General features: G+C 70.9%; 14 protein-coding genes and 1 tRNA gene. 12 read left to right on the top strand and 3 right to left on the bottom strand.

Translation table 11 applies throughout. The features are described 5' to 3' along the window. Position 1 precedes the first annotated feature (1 nt). The 12 genes from DEJ01_RS15455 to DEJ01_RS15400 all read left to right on the top strand — a co-directional run bounded on the left by DEJ01_RS15455 (position 2) and on the right by DEJ01_RS15400 (position 12,321). Complete coding sequence (locus tag DEJ01_RS15455) at positions 2-481, top strand: flp pilus-assembly TadE/G-like family protein (RefSeq protein WP_146247645.1); 480 nt, start codon at positions 2-4, stop codon at positions 479-481. Further along, positions 457-3,288 carry a type I DNA topoisomerase gene (gene topA, locus DEJ01_RS15450; RefSeq protein WP_111093507.1) on the top strand — a complete coding sequence of 944 codons (2,832 nt, stop codon included), beginning with the start codon at positions 457-459 and terminating at the stop codon, positions 3,286-3,288. The genes DEJ01_RS15455 and topA overlap by 25 nt, the downstream gene beginning before the upstream one ends. Continuing rightward, the gene (tmk, locus tag DEJ01_RS15445; RefSeq protein WP_111046823.1) at positions 3,285-3,920 is read left to right on the top strand and encodes a dTMP kinase; all 636 of its coding nucleotides are present in this window, start codon (positions 3,285-3,287) and stop codon (positions 3,918-3,920) included. The genes topA and tmk overlap by 4 nt, the downstream gene beginning before the upstream one ends. 25 nt (positions 3,921-3,945) lie before the next feature. Further along, on the top strand, positions 3,946-5,088 hold the full coding sequence (locus DEJ01_RS15440) for a DNA polymerase III subunit delta' (RefSeq protein WP_071404998.1): 1,143 nt from the start codon (positions 3,946-3,948) through the stop codon (positions 5,086-5,088). A 24-nt stretch (positions 5,089-5,112) separates the two neighbouring features. Further along, complete coding sequence (locus DEJ01_RS15435) at positions 5,113-5,748, top strand: TetR/AcrR family transcriptional regulator (RefSeq protein ID WP_111093506.1); 636 nt, start codon at positions 5,113-5,115, stop codon at positions 5,746-5,748. Positions 5,749-5,792: 44 nt separating this feature from the next. After that, positions 5,793-5,865: transfer RNA gene (locus DEJ01_RS15430), tRNA-Thr, on the top strand. A 181-nt stretch (positions 5,866-6,046) separates the two neighbouring features. Next, entirely contained in the window at positions 6,047-6,844 is a 798-nt protein-coding gene (locus tag DEJ01_RS15425) for a glycoside hydrolase family 16 protein (RefSeq protein WP_111046824.1), read from the top strand. A gap of 188 nt (positions 6,845-7,032) precedes the next feature. Continuing rightward, entirely contained in the window at positions 7,033-7,473 is a 441-nt protein-coding gene (locus DEJ01_RS15420) for a BLUF domain-containing protein (protein WP_051596899.1), read from the top strand. 121 nt (positions 7,474-7,594) lie between these two features. Further along, entirely contained in the window at positions 7,595-8,590 is a 996-nt protein-coding gene (locus DEJ01_RS15415; RefSeq protein ID WP_111093505.1) for a Gfo/Idh/MocA family protein, read from the top strand. Positions 8,591-8,663: 73 nt separating this feature from the next. Continuing rightward, the gene (dacB, locus tag DEJ01_RS15410) at positions 8,664-10,175 is read left to right on the top strand and encodes a D-alanyl-D-alanine carboxypeptidase/D-alanyl-D-alanine-endopeptidase (protein ID WP_111029427.1); all 1,512 of its coding nucleotides are present in this window, start codon (positions 8,664-8,666) and stop codon (positions 10,173-10,175) included. A 23-nt stretch (positions 10,176-10,198) separates the two neighbouring features. Further along, the gene (locus DEJ01_RS15405; RefSeq protein ID WP_071404992.1) at positions 10,199-10,819 is read left to right on the top strand and encodes an isochorismatase family protein; all 621 of its coding nucleotides are present in this window, start codon (positions 10,199-10,201) and stop codon (positions 10,817-10,819) included. Continuing rightward, positions 10,816-12,321: an NAD-dependent succinate-semialdehyde dehydrogenase gene (locus DEJ01_RS15400; RefSeq protein WP_111093504.1), complete on the top strand. Its 1,506-nt coding sequence runs from the start codon at positions 10,816-10,818 to the stop codon at positions 12,319-12,321. The genes DEJ01_RS15405 and DEJ01_RS15400 overlap by 4 nt, the downstream gene beginning before the upstream one ends. A gap of 76 nt (positions 12,322-12,397) precedes the next feature. Here the strand turns inward: DEJ01_RS15400 and DEJ01_RS15395 are convergent, their stop codons facing one another. The 3 genes from DEJ01_RS15395 to DEJ01_RS15385 all read right to left on the bottom strand — a co-directional run bounded on the left by DEJ01_RS15395 (position 12,398) and on the right by DEJ01_RS15385 (position 16,207). Further along, on the bottom strand, positions 12,398-14,251 hold the full coding sequence (locus DEJ01_RS15395; RefSeq protein WP_111093503.1) for an ABC transporter ATP-binding protein: 1,854 nt from the start codon (positions 14,249-14,251) through the stop codon (positions 12,398-12,400). A 7-nt stretch (positions 14,252-14,258) separates the two neighbouring features. Beyond that, positions 14,259-14,474 carry a hypothetical protein gene (locus DEJ01_RS15390; protein ID WP_027466417.1) on the bottom strand — a complete coding sequence of 72 codons (216 nt, stop codon included), beginning with the start codon at positions 14,472-14,474 and terminating at the stop codon, positions 14,259-14,261. A 323-nt stretch (positions 14,475-14,797) separates the two neighbouring features. Further along, positions 14,798-16,207, bottom strand: coding sequence for an MFS transporter (locus tag DEJ01_RS15385; protein ID WP_111093502.1), 1,410 nt, complete (start codon positions 16,205-16,207; stop codon positions 14,798-14,800). Positions 16,208-16,237 lie beyond the last annotated feature (30 nt).

Below are 16,237 nucleotides of genomic sequence, written 5' to 3'. Positions count from 1 at the left end.
CGTGACGATCCCCGACGGCCAACGCGGCTCGGCGACCGTGCTGCTCGTGGCGGTCCTCGGCATGGGGGTCCTCGTCGGGTCGACGGCGCTCGCCGCCGCCGGCCACCGCACGCAGGCCCTCCGCGCCCAGGGCACCGCCGACGCCGCCGCCGTGGGCACCGCGGCGGCCGCCACCGGGCTGGTACCGGGGGAGCCGTGTGCGGTCGCGACCCGGATCGCCACGGCGAACGGGGCCGCCCTCGACGCCTGCGAACTCGTCGCCACCACGGCCCGCGTCCGCGTGGTCGTGGGCACCGGACCGTTCGTCGTCGGCGCACTCGCGGTGGCCGGTCCGGCAGGCGACCCGCCCGAACACTATGTGTATGGTTTGCCTGTCGGCCCGCGGTCACCGATGTCCCGGTCGACCCGGACACGCTCGTGGCCAGGGCCGATCAGCACCATCGATCAAGGAGACACGTGCCAGGCACGAAGAAGCTCGTGATCGTCGAGAGCCCTGCGAAGGCGAAGACGATCGCGCAATACCTCGGTGACGGATACGAAGTCCAGGCCTCGGTCGGACACATCCGCGACCTCGTCGAGCCGAAGAACCTGCCGCCCGAGCTCAAGAAGGGCTCCCTCGGCAAGTTCTCGGTGGACGTCGACAACGGCTTCGAGCCGTACTACGTCGTGTCCGACGCCAAGAAGAAGACCGTCTCCGAGCTGAAACGCGCCCTCAAGGACGCCGACGAGCTCTACCTCGCAACAGATGAAGACCGCGAGGGTGAAGCGATCGCGTGGCACCTGCTGCAGGTCCTGAAGCCGAAGGTCCCCGTCAAGCGGATGGTCTTCCACGAGATCACGAAGGAGGCGATCCAGCGCGCGCAGGAAGCCACCCGTGAGCTCGACACCGCCCTCGTCGACGCGCAGGAGACCCGCCGCATCCTCGACCGGCTGTACGGGTACGAGGTCTCCCCGGTCCTGTGGCGCAAGGTCGCCCCCGGTCTGTCCGCCGGCCGTGTGCAGTCCGCCGCCACCCGGCTCGTCGTCGACCGCGAGCGCGAGCGCCTGGCCTTCGTGTCCGCCAACTACTGGGACCTCTCCGCCCGGTTCGAGAAGGCCGGCGAGTCCTCCTTCTCGGCGCGACTCGCCCGGATCCACGGCACCCGCGTCGCCTCCGGCCGTGACTTCGACGACCGCGGCACGCTCAGCGGTGACGTCGTCCGGCTCGACGAGGCCGCTGCCGCGTCGCTGACGACGGTCCTCGAGCGCGCCGGTGACGCCACCGTCCGCAGCGTCGATTCGAAGCCGTACACGCGACGCCCCGCCGCGCCGTTCACCACGTCGACGCTCCAGCAGGAAGCCGCGCGCAAGCTCCGTCTGTCCCCGCGACAGACCGCTCGTGCTGCGCAGACCCTGTACGAGAACGGCTACATCACCTACATCCGTACCGACTCGGTCTCGCTCTCGAAGCAGGCCATCGACGCCGCTCGCAAGCAGGCAGCCGACCTGTACGGCTCGGCCACCGTGCCCGACAAGCCCCGCCTCTACGCGAGCAAGAGCAAGAACGCGCAAGAGGCGCACGAGGCGATCCGTCCCGCCGGTGACTCCTTCCGCACCCCGCAGGACCTGCAGGGCACCCTCACCGGTGTCGAGTGGCGCCTCTACGACCTCATCTGGAAGCGCACCATCGCGTCCCAGATGGCGGACGCCAAGGGTTCGACCGCGTCGATCGTGCTCGGCATCTCCTCCACCGAGTCGGTCGAGGGCATCGCCTCGACCGCGAACGGCACGGATGCCGAGTTCACCGCATCCGGCACCGTCATCACGTTCCGCGGCTTCCTCAGCGCCTACGAAGAAGGCCGTGACGAGGACCGCCACGAGTCGTCCGAGCGTGCGGGCCAGGACGTCGCCCTGCCGAACGTGGCCCAGGGCGAGCACCTCGCGGTCACCGACGTCGAGGCGAAGGGGCACGACACCACCCCGCCGCCGCGCTTCACCGAGGCGAGCCTCATCAAGACGCTGGAAGAGCTGGGGATCGGGCGTCCGTCGACCTACCCCACGATCAGCCCGACGATCATCGACCGCGGCTACGTCTCGCTCCGCGGCACGCAGCTGGTGCCGAACTGGATCGCGTTCAGCGTCGTGCGCCTGCTCGAGGAGTACTTCGGCGAGCTCGTGGAGTACGACTTCACCGCCGAGATGGAAGAAGACCTCGACCGCATCGCCCGCGGCGACGCCGATCGGGTGGACTGGCTCAAGGGCTTCTACTTCGGTGGTGGCGACGACGACCAGCGCGGCCTGCGGACCGTCATCGACAACCTCGGTGAGATCGACGCCCGCGAGATCAACTCGGTCGAGCTCGCTCCGGGCCTCACGCTCCGGATCGGTCGGTACGGCCCCTACATCGAGGTGCCGAGCGACGACCCCGAGAAGCCGCGGCGCGTGAACGTGCCCGAGGACCTCGCTCCCGACGAACTGACCGTCGAGAAGGCGAAGGAACTCGTCGACGCCCCGGTGATCGGCGACCGTGTCGTCGGGGTCAACCCGGAGACCGGCAAGGAGGTCCTGGCGAAGGACGGCCGCTTCGGCCCCTACGTCACGGAGCGCACCCCGGAGCCCGAACCCACCGTGGACCCGAAGACCGGCGAGGTCGTCGAAGCGCCCGCAGCGGCAGAGGCCCCCGTGGCCGAAGCGGCTGCTGCGACCGCGACGAGCGAGACGGTATCGGCGACGGCGACGGCGAAGAAGGCCCCCGCCAAGAAGGCGCCTGCGAAGAAGACGACGAAGAAGGCCGCGGCGCCGAAGGAACGCACCGCTTCGCTCTTCAAGTCGATGGACCCGCAGACCGTCGACCTCGAGACCGCGCTGAAGCTCCTCGACCTGCCCCGCGTCGTCGGCCAGGACCCGGAGACGGGCAACGACATCACGGCGCAGAACGGCCGGTACGGGCCGTACCTGAAGAAGGGGACCGACACCCGGACCCTGCCCGGCGAGGACGCGATCTTCGACATCGACCTGCCCGGTGCACTCGAGCTGTTCGCGCAGCCGAAGTACGGCGGCAACCGCACCGCGAGCGCCGCGCTCAAGGAGTTCGACGCCGACCCGGTGTCCGGCAAGCCGATCAAGATGAAGGACGGCCGGTTCGGGCCGTACGTCACCGACGGCGAGACGAACGCGACCATCCCGAAGGGCGAGGACGTCGAGGCCGTCGACCACGCCCGCGCGGTCCAGCTCATCGCCGACAAGCGTGCCAAGGGGCCGGTCAAGAAGAAGACCCCGGCCCGTCGGACGGCGGCCAAGAAGAAGTGACCGGTCGCTTCATCACGCTCGAGGGCGGCGACGGCGCGGGCAAGACGACCCAGGCGGAGCTGCTCTCGGCGTGGCTCGGTGCGCACGGTCGGACCGTTGTCCGCACCCGCGAGCCCGGCGGCACCGACCTCGGCGTCCAGATCCGGCAGATGGTCCTGCACGAGCGGGGCCACGTCGCACCCCGGGCCGAGGCGCTCCTGTACGCGGCCGACCGAGCCCAGCACGTCGAGACGGTCGTCCGTCCGGCGATCGCACGCGGCGAGGTCGTCCTGCAGGACCGCTACATCGACTCGTCCGTCGCCTACCAGGGCGTCGCGCGCGGGCTCGGCGCCGAGCAGGTCCGGTCCGTCTCGGAGTGGGCAGCGGACGGTCTGGCACCGGACCTCACGATCCTGCTCGACCTCGACGTCACCGTCGGACGCGCCCGGGTGGCCGCGGCGCGGGGCGACACCTTCGACCGTCTCGAGTCCGAGGCTGCGGCGTTCCACGAGTCCGTCCGTCAGGCCTTCCTCGCGATGGCCGAGGCCGAGCCGGTGCGCTTCCTGGTGGTCGACGCCTCGGCCCCGACCGACACCGTGCAGGACGCGGTCCGTCGAGCGGTGGCCCCGCTCGTCGGGATCGACCCGGCATGACGGTGGTCACTGACAGGATGGTCCCGTGAGCGTGTGGGACGGCCTGACCGGGCAGGAAGAAGCGGTCGCGTCGCTGCGCAACGCGGCCGAGTCCACCGACGGCACCGGCGGCATGACGCACTCGTGGCTCATCACCGGCCCGCCCGGGTCGGGACGGTCGAACGTGGCGACCGCCTTCGCGGCGGCGCTCGTGGGCAACGGCCCCGACGACGACCACACCCTGCGGCAGATCACCGCGAAGACCCACCCCGACGTCTCGGTGCTCACGACCCAGCGTGTGATCATCACGATCGACGAGATCCGGCAGCTCGTCACCTCGTCGTACTACTCGCCGTCGGTCGGCCGCTACCGCGTCGTCATCATCGAGGACGCCGACCGCATGACCGAGCGCACCTCGAACCTGCTGCTCAAGGCGCTCGAGGAACCCCCGGAGCGCACGGTGTGGATCCTCTGCGCCCCGAGTGAGGCCGACCTGCTGCCGACGATCCGGTCCCGCGTCCGCTCGGTCCGCCTGCGCGTGCCCGGCATCGAGTCCGTCGCCGACCTGCTCGTCGCCCGCACCGGTGTCGACCGTGCCCTCGCGATGGATGCTGCTCGTCAGGCGCAGAGCCACATCGGCATGGCGCAGCGTCTCGCCACGAGCGAGCCGGCCCGTGACCGTCGCCGCCGGACCCTGACGACCGTGCTCGGTGTGCGGAGCGTGGGTGACGCCGTCATGGCGGCCGCTGAACTCCTCGCCGTCGCCGACGAGGACGCCAAGTCGATCACCGAGCAGCGCGACTCCGAAGAGCGCGACGCGGCCCTGCGTTCGCTCGGGGTCGAACCCGGCGGGACGATCCCGCCGGCGCTCCGGTCGCAGCTCCGCGCTCTCGAGGACGACCAGAAGCGCCGGGCGACCCGGAGCCTGCGCGACGGCCTCGACCGGATCCTGGTCGACGTCTCGTCCCTGTACCGCGACCTGCTCCTGCTGGGGCTCGGAGCCCCGGCGGAACCGGTCAACCTGGCCATGCAGGACCAGCTCGAACACGCGTTGCCGACGACACCGCCCGCTGCCGCGCTCGAGGTCCTCGACGCTGTGGCCCTGGCGCGCCAGCGCATCGCGGCGAACGTGGCGGCACTCCTGGCGCTCGAAGCACTGCTCGTCACGATCGCCCGCGCCCGCCGCTGAGGCCCGGCGTGCAACAATCACGGCATGCCCGACGCTGAACCCGGCCTGCGCGAACGGAAGCGCCGCGCCACCCGGCGCGCCATCCAGCAGGCTGCGCTCCGGATCGCCATCGAGGACGGCCTCGGCGCGGTGACGGTGGACGAGATCTCCCGGCGGGCCGACGTCTCGCCCCGGACGTTCTTCAACTACTTCCCGAGCAAGGAGCAGGCGATCCTCGGGGACGACCCGCAGCTGCCCGACGACGCGGCGTTGCAGGCGTTCGTCGACGGTGGTCCGAGCGGTGACCTGCTCGCCGACATCGGCACGCTGCTCGTGCACTCCACGCGGGAACTGATCGAGGAGCGCGGGCTCATCGAGGAGCGGCAGCAGGTGCTCCGCGCGAACCCGGAGCTGTTCAGCCGTCGCATGGCGTCCATGAAGGAGTTCCAGGCGGAGCTGCAGGCGGCCGTCACGCGACGGCTCGAACACGCCGACCCGGAGCTCGCCGGCGACGCCGAGGCACTCCGCCGCCGCGCGGGTCTCGCGGCCATCGTCGCCCTCGCCGCCCTGCGCCACGCGTGGTGGGAGTGGTCGGGTTCCGAGGCCGGAACACACCTGGTCGACGAGCTCGAACGGTCCTTCTCCGAGCTCGGCGTGCTGGTTTCGCGTTCACTCGTCTGAACCTGTATAGTCATTGCTCGTGCCACTCCGGACATGGAGTGTGCGCCGCCTTAGCTCAGTCGGTAGAGCGATTCACTCGTAATGAATAGGTCGTCGGTTCGATTCCGACAGGCGGCTCCGTGAACACCCCGGTCAGACCCACTCGAAGTGGCTCTGACCGGGGTTTTCGTATTCCGGACGAAACCCGTGTCCCTCGCCCGAGGGACAGACGTCGGGCGCGTTCGCGGGCTACCCTTGTCCGCGAAACGGGGGACACGATGACCGACCACCAGCCCAGCGCTCCACCGGCGGTGCCGCCGTGCTGAAGCGTGTCCTGGTCATCGTCGTGGTCGCTGCCACCGCCGGAGCCCTCGCGGTCACCGCGGCAGCCGTGCCCGAGTCCCGTGCCACGTCCGCATCGACCTCGTCGCCGAGCACCGGTCCGTCCGCGACCCCGACGGCGTCCGCGACCGGTCCCGCGTACCTCGCGGACCGCGAGCCGACCTTCTCCGAGGACTTCGACACCCCCGCAGCAGCGGGCGGCCCCTTCGCCGAGACGTACCGGAACTCGTGGCAGCCGTACCCCGACGGTACGGGCGGCAAGTACTACTCGGACAAGCTCATCAGCGCCCACGACGGCTACCTGGACGTCGCGATGGACGGGGAGCACGGCGCCGCCGGGACGTTCGGCACGCCCACCGGCGCCTGGTCACACGTCGGCGGCACCTTCAGCATCCGTGCGCGGGCGACCGGTGGCGACGGCAACGGGATCGCGGTCATGCTCTGGCCGACGTCGAACGCCTGGGCGGACGGCGAGCTGAACTACCCGGAGGGGCAGTTCAACGGCTCACCGCGCGTCTTCCACCACTCGATGCTCGAGGGGCTCGAGAAGCGGACCGAGCACTACAACACCCGGGTGTCCTGGAACGACTGGCACACCTACACGACCGAGTGGGTGCCGGGGAAGATCATCCGGTACTACCTCGACGGCAAGCTCGTGTTCACGGTGCCGCGCAACGTGCCCACCACGCCGCACCGCTACATGTTCCAGATCGGCAACTGGGGCGACCCCGGGCACGTGCAGATCGACTGGGTCCGCACCTACGACACGGAGTGACCAATCCCCCCGGACGGGGGCTCCGAATCAGTCCGGTCGTACGACCCGACACCCGTGTGCTCGCGTCGATGACCCGAACCTCGACGCGGGTGCGCGGGCGGGAACGATCCCCGTTCTGGGGCTGCCCGACGGCGTCGGTGCGGTCCACGATGAGAGGGAACCCGTTCCGTCGTCACCGAGAGGTCGTCATGCTGCTGTCCCTGGTCTACATGAGCGCAGCGAACGAGGTGTTCGACCAGGAGCGGCTCGACGCACTGCTCGAGCACGCACGGGTCCGCAACACCGCGTCCGGCCTGTCCGGTCTGCTCGTCTACAAGGACGGCCGGTTCATGCAGCTGCTCGAGGGCCCCGAGGCAGCCGTGCTCGAGACGTACCAGCGCATCATCGACGACCCGCGGCACACCGACGTCGGCCTGCTCGTCGAGGAACGCATCCACACCCGGCGTTTCGGCGAGTGGAAGATGGCGTTCCACCGCGAACCGGACGCCGACCTGCCCGACGGCTTCGACTCGTTCCTCGCCGAGGGCGATGCGAGCGCCGACACGAGCCGTGCCCGTGAGCTCCTGCGCTGGTTCCGGAACCACCCGATGGCCGCCCCGGACGCCGCGCTCGGCAAGCACCGCCGCTGACCGCCCGAGGCGGGCACCGCCGCTGACGACCCGAGGCGGGCACCGCCGCTGACCGCCCGACGCGGACCCCGCTGACGACCGCCGCGGGCCGCGCCACACCCCGCGCTGGTAGACAGGACCCATGACGGTTCGCTGGGGAGTCATCGGCACAGGCGGCATCGCACGGTCCTTCGTGGATGACTGCACCGCGGCCGGCATCGTGTTCACGGCCGTGGGCAGCCGCACCCGCGAACACGCCGAGGCCTTCGCCGCCGAGTTCGGCATCGAGCGGGCCCACGGTTCCTACGAGGACCTGGTGGCGGACGACGACGTCGACGCGGTCTACGTCGCGACCCCGCACGTCCGGCACGCCGAGGACGCCCTGCTCGCGATCCGGGCGGGCAAGCACGTCCTGGTCGAGAAGGCCTTCACGATGACCGCGGCCGAGGCCAGGACGGTCGTCGACGCGGCTCGGCAGGCGGGCGTCGCGGTGATGGAAGCGATGTGGACCCGGTTCCTGCCCCAGATGGCGATGATCCGCGAGATCGTCGCCGAGGGACGGATCGGCCGTCCGGTGGTGGTCGAGGCGACTCACCACCAGGCCCTCCCGACGGACCCCGGCCACCGGTTGCGCGACCCGGCACTCGGTGGGGGAGCGATGCTCGACCTCGGGATCTACCCGGTGTCCTTCGCGGTGGACGTGCTCGGGGTGCCGACCGCGCTGGTCGCAGCCGGGACGCTGAGCGAGCAGGGCGTCGACGAGCAGATGGGCCTGGTCATGACGCACGAGGGCGGTGCGCAGTCGATGATCCACTTCGGGATGGACCTGCGGAGCCCGAACACCGCGTCGATCATCGGCGAGACCGGCCGCATCGACCTCGACTCCACCTGGTACACGCCGACCACCTGGCGGATCCGCGATCGCGACGGAGCCGTCGTCGAGGAGTTCGACGGTCGCGAGGAACTCGCCGGCTACGAGCACGAGGCCCGCGCCTTCGAGACGATGATCACGTCGGGCCGCCACGACGGCGGCCCGATGGACCCGGACGAGACCGTCGCGATCATGGCGGTGCTGGACGAGGCACGACGCCAGGTCGGGGTCCGGTACCCGGCCGACGGTCCCGTCACGGCTCCCTGATCCGGCTCCCGTCCGCCACGGATCCCGGATCCGGCCTGGAGGCTCCTGCCGCAGTTCCGTAGGATCGGTCGCGATGTCCGAGCAGCAGCCCACCCCGCGTTCCGTCCCGGAGCGGTTCCACGCCGCCGTCACCGCGGTGCGCGCCTCCGCCGCGCGACGCCCGGTTCCGTGGATCGCCGGTGGTCTCGCGGCGCTGCTCGTGGTCGGTTCCGGTGGGGCCGTCGCCGTCGCGGCGGCCACGACCCCGGACTCCCGGACCGCTGCGGCGCCGAGCCCGACCCGGACCGCGTCCTCGGCTCCGGACCGGACGACCACCACGAAGCGCCCGACCACGAAGCCGTCTCCCACCCCGACCGCCGATGCCCGCGCGGTGCCGGACGACCTCGCCGGTCCGTCTGCCCTCCGGACCTGCTCGATCGCGACGGCTGCGTCGGCGAGCGGCCTCGGCGACTTCGAGGGGTACGTGATGGACGCGAAGACGGGCAAGGTCCTGTTCTCCAAGCACGGCGAGCGGGCCGCCCAGACCGGCAGCGTGATGAAGACCCTGACCTCGGCGACCGCGCTCTCGGTGCTCGGGGGCGACCACCGCATCCCGACGACCGTCGCACGGGAGTCCGCGAACACCGTCGCCCTGGTCGGCCACGGCGACGCGACGCTGTCCGCCGGCGGTGGCACCGTCTACCCGGGCGCCCCGACCCTCGCGCAGCTCGCGCAGCAGGTGAAGGCGAAGGTCGGCGACACCCCGGTCACGACGATCGTCACCGACGACTCCTACTGGAGCGACGCCGACGCCTGGGACCCCACGTGGCCGGTGTCCGAACGCACCATCGGGTACCAGCCGAAGGTCACGGCGCTCATGGTCGACGGTGACCGGGCGAACCCCGCAGCGGCGACCTCGCCCCGGTCGGAGGACCCGGTCGGACGCGCCGGCATCGCCTTCCGGACGGCACTGGCGAACGCTGGTGTCGCTGGCGCCGGGTCCGCGCAGATCGTCAAGCGGGCGACCACCGGCACCGAGACGATCGCCACGGTGTCGTCGCAGCCGGTGTCGACACTCATCGGGCAGATGATCCCGAACTCGGACAACACCCTGGCCGAGATGCTCGCCCGGGTGTCCTCGAAGGAGTCCGGGTCGAACGGCTCGGCGGCGTCGCTGTCGTCCGTGTACCAGTCGGCACTGCGCTCCTACGGCCTCGACCCGGCCGGCATCGTGATCAAGGACGGCTCGGGCGAGAGTGCCTCGAACGCCGTTTCGCCGGAGTTCGTCGCACACCTCATGGTGCAGGTCGCCTCCGGCGCGAAGGGCCTCGGCACGCTCGCGAACGCCCTGCCGGTGTCCGGCCAGTCCGGCACCCTGGCCAGCCGGTTCACCGGCGCCAACGCCGTCGCGCGCGGCAAGGTGCACGCGAAGACCGGCTGGATCGACAGCGCCAACACCCTCGGCGGCTACATCGACGCCGCCGACGGGTCGCGGCTGACCTTCGCCTTCTACGCCATCGGTTCGCCGCGTGCAGCGGCACTGCCGGCACTCGACGCGGTGACCGCCGCGACCTACTCGTGCGGGAGCAAGCTCACCGGCTCCTGAGCCGACGGGTGTTGGATGGACCCATGGCAAGAGCACTGCTCGTCGTGGACGTCCAGAACGACTTCACCGAGGGCGGTGCGCTCGCGGTCACCGGGGGAGCGGCGCTCGCGAAGCGCATCACCGCGTTCCTCGGTCGGCACGGGGACGAGTACGACCTGATCGTGGCGTCCCGCGACTGGCACCACGGCGACGACGACAACGGCGGACACTTCGCCGGACCCGACGGACCCGACTTCGTCGACACGTGGCCGGTGCACTGCGTCGCCGGCACGCCCGGCGCCGATTACCACCCCGATCTCGACACCGCACTGATCGACGTCGACGTCCGCAAGGGGCAGGGCACGCCGGACTACTCGGCGTTCCAGGCCCGGACCGAGGCGGGCGTCCCGCTGGCCGAGGTGCTCGCCGAGCGCCGCGTGCACACGATCGACGTCGTGGGCATCGCGACCGACCACTGCGTCCGTGCCTCGGCGCTCGACGCCCGTGCCGCGGGCCTCGACGTCGCCGTGTACGAGGACCTGGTGGCCGGCGTCGACGTCGAGCGCAGCGCCCGGGCGCTCGACGAGATCCGGGCGGCCGGCGGACACGTCGACCGCAGCGACATGGACGAGGGCCTCGCGAACCCAGGAGGAGCACGACTGTGACCGACACCACCACGAACGAAACCACCACCACCGTCGCCGACGAGCACGTCCGCGTCGAGGGCGTCCCCACCGGACTCTTCATCGGCGGCACCTGGCGCGCCTCGTCGAGCGGGTCCACCTTCGCCGTGCACGACCCGTCGACCGGTGCCGTCCTGGCCGAGGTCGCCGACGCCACCCCCGAGGACGGCATCGCCGCCCTCGACGCCGCCGCCGCGGCGCAGGAGTCGTGGGCAGCGACGGCCCCGCGCACGCGCTCGGACATCCTGCGCCGGGCCTTCGACCTGGTGCACGAGCACGCCGACGACCTCGCGGCCCTGATGTCGCTCGAGATGGGCAAGCCCCTCGCCGAGGCCCGCGGCGAGGTCGTCTACGGCGGCGAGTTCCTCCGCTGGTTCTCGGAGGAAGCCGTCCGCATCACCGGCGACTACCGCACGAACCCCGAGGGCACCGGCCGCGCGATCGTGCTGAAGCGTCCGGTCGGCCCCGTGTACGCGATCACACCGTGGAACTTCCCGCTCGCCATGGCGACGCGGAAGATCGGCCCGGCCCTGGCCGCCGGCTGCACGGTGGTCGCGAAGCCGGCCGACCTCACCCCGCTGACGACCCTGTTCCTGGTCGAGCTGTTCCGCCGTGCCGGGCTGCCGGACGGCGTGCTCAACGTGATCCCGTCGAGTGACGCCAAGGGACTGTCCGAGCCGATCATCGCCGACCCGCGCCTGCGGAAGCTGACGTTCACCGGTTCGACCCCGGTCGGTTCGGCGCTCCTCAAGCAGGCGGCGGACAACGTGCTCAAGACGAGCATGGAGCTCGGCGGCAACGCTCCGCTGCTCGTGTTCGACGACGCCGATCTCGACGAGGCGGTGGACGCGGCGATGCTCGCGAAGTTCCGCAACACGGGCGAGGCCTGCACCGCCGCGAACCGGTTCTTCGTGCAGGACGGCATCGCCGATGCGTTCGTCGCGGCCCTCACCGCGAAGGTGGACGCCCTGCGCGTCGGCCGGGGCACCGAGGACGGCACGACGCTCGGACCGCTCATCGACGACCGCGCCGTGGACAAAGCTGCCTCGCTCGTCGACGATGCCCTCGGTCGCGGTGCCCGGCTCGTCACCGGCGGCAACCGGATCGACCGCCCGGGCACCTTCTACGAGGCGACGGTGATCGATGACGTGCAACCCGGCTCGGAGATCATGACGACGGAGATCTTCGGACCGGTCGCCTCGGTCACGCGCTTCAGCACCGAGGACGAAGGGATCCGGCTCGCCAACGACACCGAGTACGGACTCATCGCCTACGCCTTCACGACCGACTTCCGGCGTGGTCAGCGGCTCGCCGAGAGCCTGGAGACGGGCATGCTCGGGCTGAACACGGGCGTCGTCTCGAACGCGGCGTTCCCGTTCGGCGGCGTGAAGTCCTCCGGCCTCGGCCGCGAGGGGTCGCACGAGGGCATCGAGGAGTACCTCGAGACCGTCTACGTGCTGACCCCGGACCCCTTCGCCGCCTGAGCCTGAGTCCGAGCCCGAGCCCGAGCCCGAGCCCGGATCGACGGTACGGCCGCGGTGCACGCGGCCGTACCGGCACTCACACCAGCAGCTGGTGCTTCGCCAGGTCGCGGTAGAGCGGTGTCGACTCGACGAGCTCGGAGTGCGTGCCGCTGCCGACGACGCGGCCGTGCTCGAGCACGACGATCACGTCGGAGTCGACCACCGTCGACAACCGGTGGGCGATCACGAGCAGGGTGCGGTCCTCGGCGACGGCGTCGATCGCGAGCCGCATCTTCTGCTCGTTGACCCCGTCGAGTGACGACGTCGACTCGTCGAGCAGCAAGATCGGGGGAGCGGCGAGCAGCGCGCGGGCGATGGCCAGGCGCTGTCGTTCGCCACCGGAGAGCATCACGCCGTCCTCACCGACCTGCGCGTCGAGACCGCGGGGGTCGCGGTGCAGGACCTCGCCGAGGTTGACCGCCTCGAGCACCCGGACGCAGTCGTCCTCGGTGGCGTTCGGCGACCCGAGCAGCAGGTTGGCGCGGATCGTGCCGGCGAGCACCGGCGCGTCCTGCTCGACGTAGCCGATCTGGGCGCGGAGCTCGTCGCGGTCCATGCCGCGCACGTCGATGCCACCCAGGCGGATGACGCCGTCGGTGGGGTCGTAGAACCGCTCGATGAGCGCCAGGGTCGTCGACTTGCCGGCACCGGACGGGCCCACGAGTGCGACGCGTGAGCCGCGGGGCACCCGGAACGACACGTCGTGGAGCACCACGTCGTCGGCCGGGCGCTCGTCGTCGACGTGATCCGGGCCTCCTGGACGGTCCGCGGGGTCGGACGCGACCGCGCCGTCGGCACCCGAGGCGTCCGCCTGGGCGCGGTACCGGAACGAGACGTGCTCGAACGCGATGGCGTCGTCGGTGGCGACCGCTGCGGCAGGCCGGACCGACTCGTCGTCCTGGGACTCCGTCGGCAGGTGCAGGATCTCCTCGATCCGGCCGAGCGCGCCGAGCGCCTGGGCGACGGCGACGGCCGCGCCCATCGCCTGGCCGAGCGGCATGATCATCATGAAGAGCAGCAGGATGAACGTGATGAGCGTCGCGATGGTGATGGTGCCGGCCGCGACCTGCGCCCCGCCGACGCCCAGGACGGCGATGAACGCGACCTGCATGACGATGCTCGCGACGGGGACGACGAAGGCGGACATCTTGGCGATGTCGAGACCGCGCTTGTAGGCCTCGGTCGCGTGGCCGTCGACCTCGCGCACCTCACGTTCGGTGGCGCCGGCCGCACGGATCGTGCGGACCGCGCCGATCCCGCGTTCGACGGCGGCGGTGAGGTCGCCGACCTTCTCCTGCGCACGCTTCGAGGCGACCCGGATGCGACGGCTCAGCCCGCCGACGACGACGATGGCGATCAGGACGATCACGATCACGATGCCGAGCAGCAGCGGGTCGATGATCGCCATCGCGACGATGGCGCCGATGAACGTGAGCGCGCCGCCGATCGACTCGATCAGCCCCTGGGTCAGGACGGCCCGCAGGAGCGTGGTGTCGCTGCCGACGCGGGACACCAGGTCGCCGGTGCGCCGGGTGTCGAACTCCGAGATCGGCAGGTTGAGGATGCGGGCGATGAGCTTGCGGCGGGTGGAGAGCACGACGCCCTCGCCCGCACGCTGCAGCAGGAAGTGCTGCACGCCGTTCAGCACCCCCGCGACGATGACGAGCCCGACCAGCAGCCACACGAGCGTGCTGAGGGTGTTGCCCTGCTGCACCGCGGTGATGACCTGGTTGACCAGGAGCGGCTGCGCGAGCGAGGCCCCCGCACCGAGGACGCTCAGCACGATGATCACGACCATCGCGGGCTTGTTCTCGAACAGGTAGGACAGCAGACGACCGAACGTGGCGCGGGGGCCGTCGGAGGTCTTCGGGCGTGCGAAGGGGAAGCTCATCGTGTTCCTAGTTTCTGCCGTACTTCTTGTGCACTGCCTGTCGGCTGACACCGAGCAGCGTCGCGATCTCCTGCCACGAGGCGCCGGCGGTGCGGGCACGTCGCGCAGCGAGCTCTTCGGTCCGGTCGAGCTCACGGCGCAGCTCCCGCACGTTGGCGAGGGCGGAGAACGGGTCGTCCCCTGATGCTCCGGCCGCGAGGCTCGTGATGGTCGGTCGGTCCATGCCTGTCAACCTACATTGACGCACCGACATCCGTCAACCTGCGTTGACGGGTCTCGCCGCGCTGCATCGGGTGCGCAGACGCCGGCGTCTTCGTTCGACGCCGCCACGCGCCGAGACGCCGCCGAATCCGGCGGCGTCTCGGCGGGCATGCGGCGTCCCGCTGACACGACGGCGTGTTGCGCGGGGGGCGAGGCGCGCACACGACGGACGGGAGGCCCGGTGCCAGCTGGCACCCCTCCCTCGCAGGCTCGGTCGGCGTACCCCGCGCAACGCTTCGCGTCGCTGCTGAGCGGTGTGCGCCCGTCCCGCGGATGCGTCGCCGATCAGGCGTCGGCGATGTCCTTCGACTTCGTCTCGCGCACGAAGAGCAGCGCGACCAGCGTCACGACCGCCGCGATCGTCAGGTACAGGCCGACCAGGAAGATGTCGCCGTCCGGCTTCCAGAGCGCCAGCGCGATGGTCGGGGCGAGTGACGCACCGAGGATCGACGCGACGTTGTACGCGATGGCTGAGCCGGTGTACCGGACGTTCGTCGGGAACAGCTCGGGCAGCAGCGCCCCCATCGGACCGAAGGTCAGCCCCATCAGCGAGAGCCCGACGATGAGGAACGTCACCACGGTGATCGGGCCGCTCGACGCCGCGAACCAGAACTGGAACGTCAGACCGAACAGCGCGATGCCGATCGTGGTCGGGATGAGGGTCTTGCGGCGGCCGAACTTGTCGGCGAGCAGCCCCGCGATCGGCGTGAAGATGCCGAAGAACACGACGCCGATCATGAGCAGGGTCAGGAACTCGCCACGGGTGTAGCCGAGGCCGACCTTCGGGACGAGCGCGCTCGCCTCGGAGCCGGTCGTGCCGTACGACAGGGTGAACGTCGTCATGAAGTAGAAGAGCACGTACGTGGCGACCATGCCGAACGTACCGACGATGACGGCCCGCCACGAGGTGCGGAACACCCGGCCGAGCGGGACCTTCGCGACCGTGCCCGATTCCTGCACGCCCCGGAACACCGGCGACTCGACGAGCTTGAAGCGCACGTAGAGGCCGATGATGACGAGCACGGCGGAGAGCAGGAACGGGATGCGCCAGCCCCACGCCTGGAAGTCGGCGTTCGGGGTGCCGTCGGCACCGGCGGGCATCGCTGCGTTGATCGCGATGAACAGGCCGTTCGCGAGCAGGAAGCCGATCGGGGCACCGAGCTGCGGCATCGAGCCGAACACGCCGCGCTTGCCCTTCGGCGCGTTCTCGGTCGCGAGCAGGGCCGCGCCGGACCACTCGCCGCCGAGTCCGACGCCCTGGGCGAAGCGCATCACGGCGAGCAGGACCGGGGCCCAGACGCCGATGGTGTCGAACGTCGGCAGGCAGCCGATCAGGAACGTGGCGGTGCCCATCACGAGCAGCGACGCGACGAGGGTGGTCTTGCGGCCGATCCGGTCACCGAAGTGCCCGAAGATGATCGACCCGACCGGCCGGGCGAAGAACGCCAGGGCGAAGGTGACGAAGGACGACAGCTGCGAGGCCGTCGGGTCCTCGTTCGGGAAGAACAGCGTCGGGAAGACGAGCACCGCGGCGGTCGCGTAGACGTAGAAGTCGTAGAACTCGATCGACGTGCCGACGAGGCTCGCGATGACGACGCGGGAGCGCGGGTTGCCGGCGGGTGCCGGCGCGGGCGCCTGAGCACGAACGGGCGACGGACGCTGCGGCCAGCTGACTCTGGGCTGATTCGCAGGCAGACGACATCTGTCGTATGATCGGGCTTCCGT

Origin of the sequence: Curtobacterium sp. MCLR17_040, assembly GCF_003234735.1 — a bacterium.
Taxonomy (GTDB): Bacteria; Actinomycetota; Actinomycetes; order Actinomycetales; family Microbacteriaceae; genus Curtobacterium; species Curtobacterium flaccumfaciens.
Note: the sequence above shows the minus strand (reverse complement) of the source record. Positions and strands in the feature narration are given on the sequence as shown.

Excerpts from the sequence above, each read along its gene's own strand:
- DEJ01_RS15435 (WP_111093506.1), top strand. The coding sequence starts at position 5,113 with ATGCCCGACGCTGAACCCGGCCTGCGCGAACGGAAGCGCCGCGCCACC.
- DEJ01_RS15420 (WP_051596899.1), top strand. The coding sequence starts at position 7,033 with ATGCTGCTGTCCCTGGTCTACATGAGCGCAGCGAACGAGGTGTTCGAC.
- DEJ01_RS15415 (WP_111093505.1), top strand. The coding sequence starts at position 7,595 with ATGACGGTTCGCTGGGGAGTCATCGGCACAGGCGGCATCGCACGGTCC.
- dacB (WP_111029427.1), top strand. The coding sequence starts at position 8,664 with ATGTCCGAGCAGCAGCCCACCCCGCGTTCCGTCCCGGAGCGGTTCCAC.
- DEJ01_RS15405 (WP_071404992.1), top strand. The coding sequence starts at position 10,199 with ATGGCAAGAGCACTGCTCGTCGTGGACGTCCAGAACGACTTCACCGAG.
- DEJ01_RS15395 (WP_111093503.1), bottom strand. The coding sequence starts at position 14,251 with ATGAGCTTCCCCTTCGCACGCCCGAAGACCTCCGACGGCCCCCGCGCC.
- DEJ01_RS15390 (WP_027466417.1), bottom strand. The coding sequence starts at position 14,474 with ATGGACCGACCGACCATCACGAGCCTCGCGGCCGGAGCATCAGGGGAC.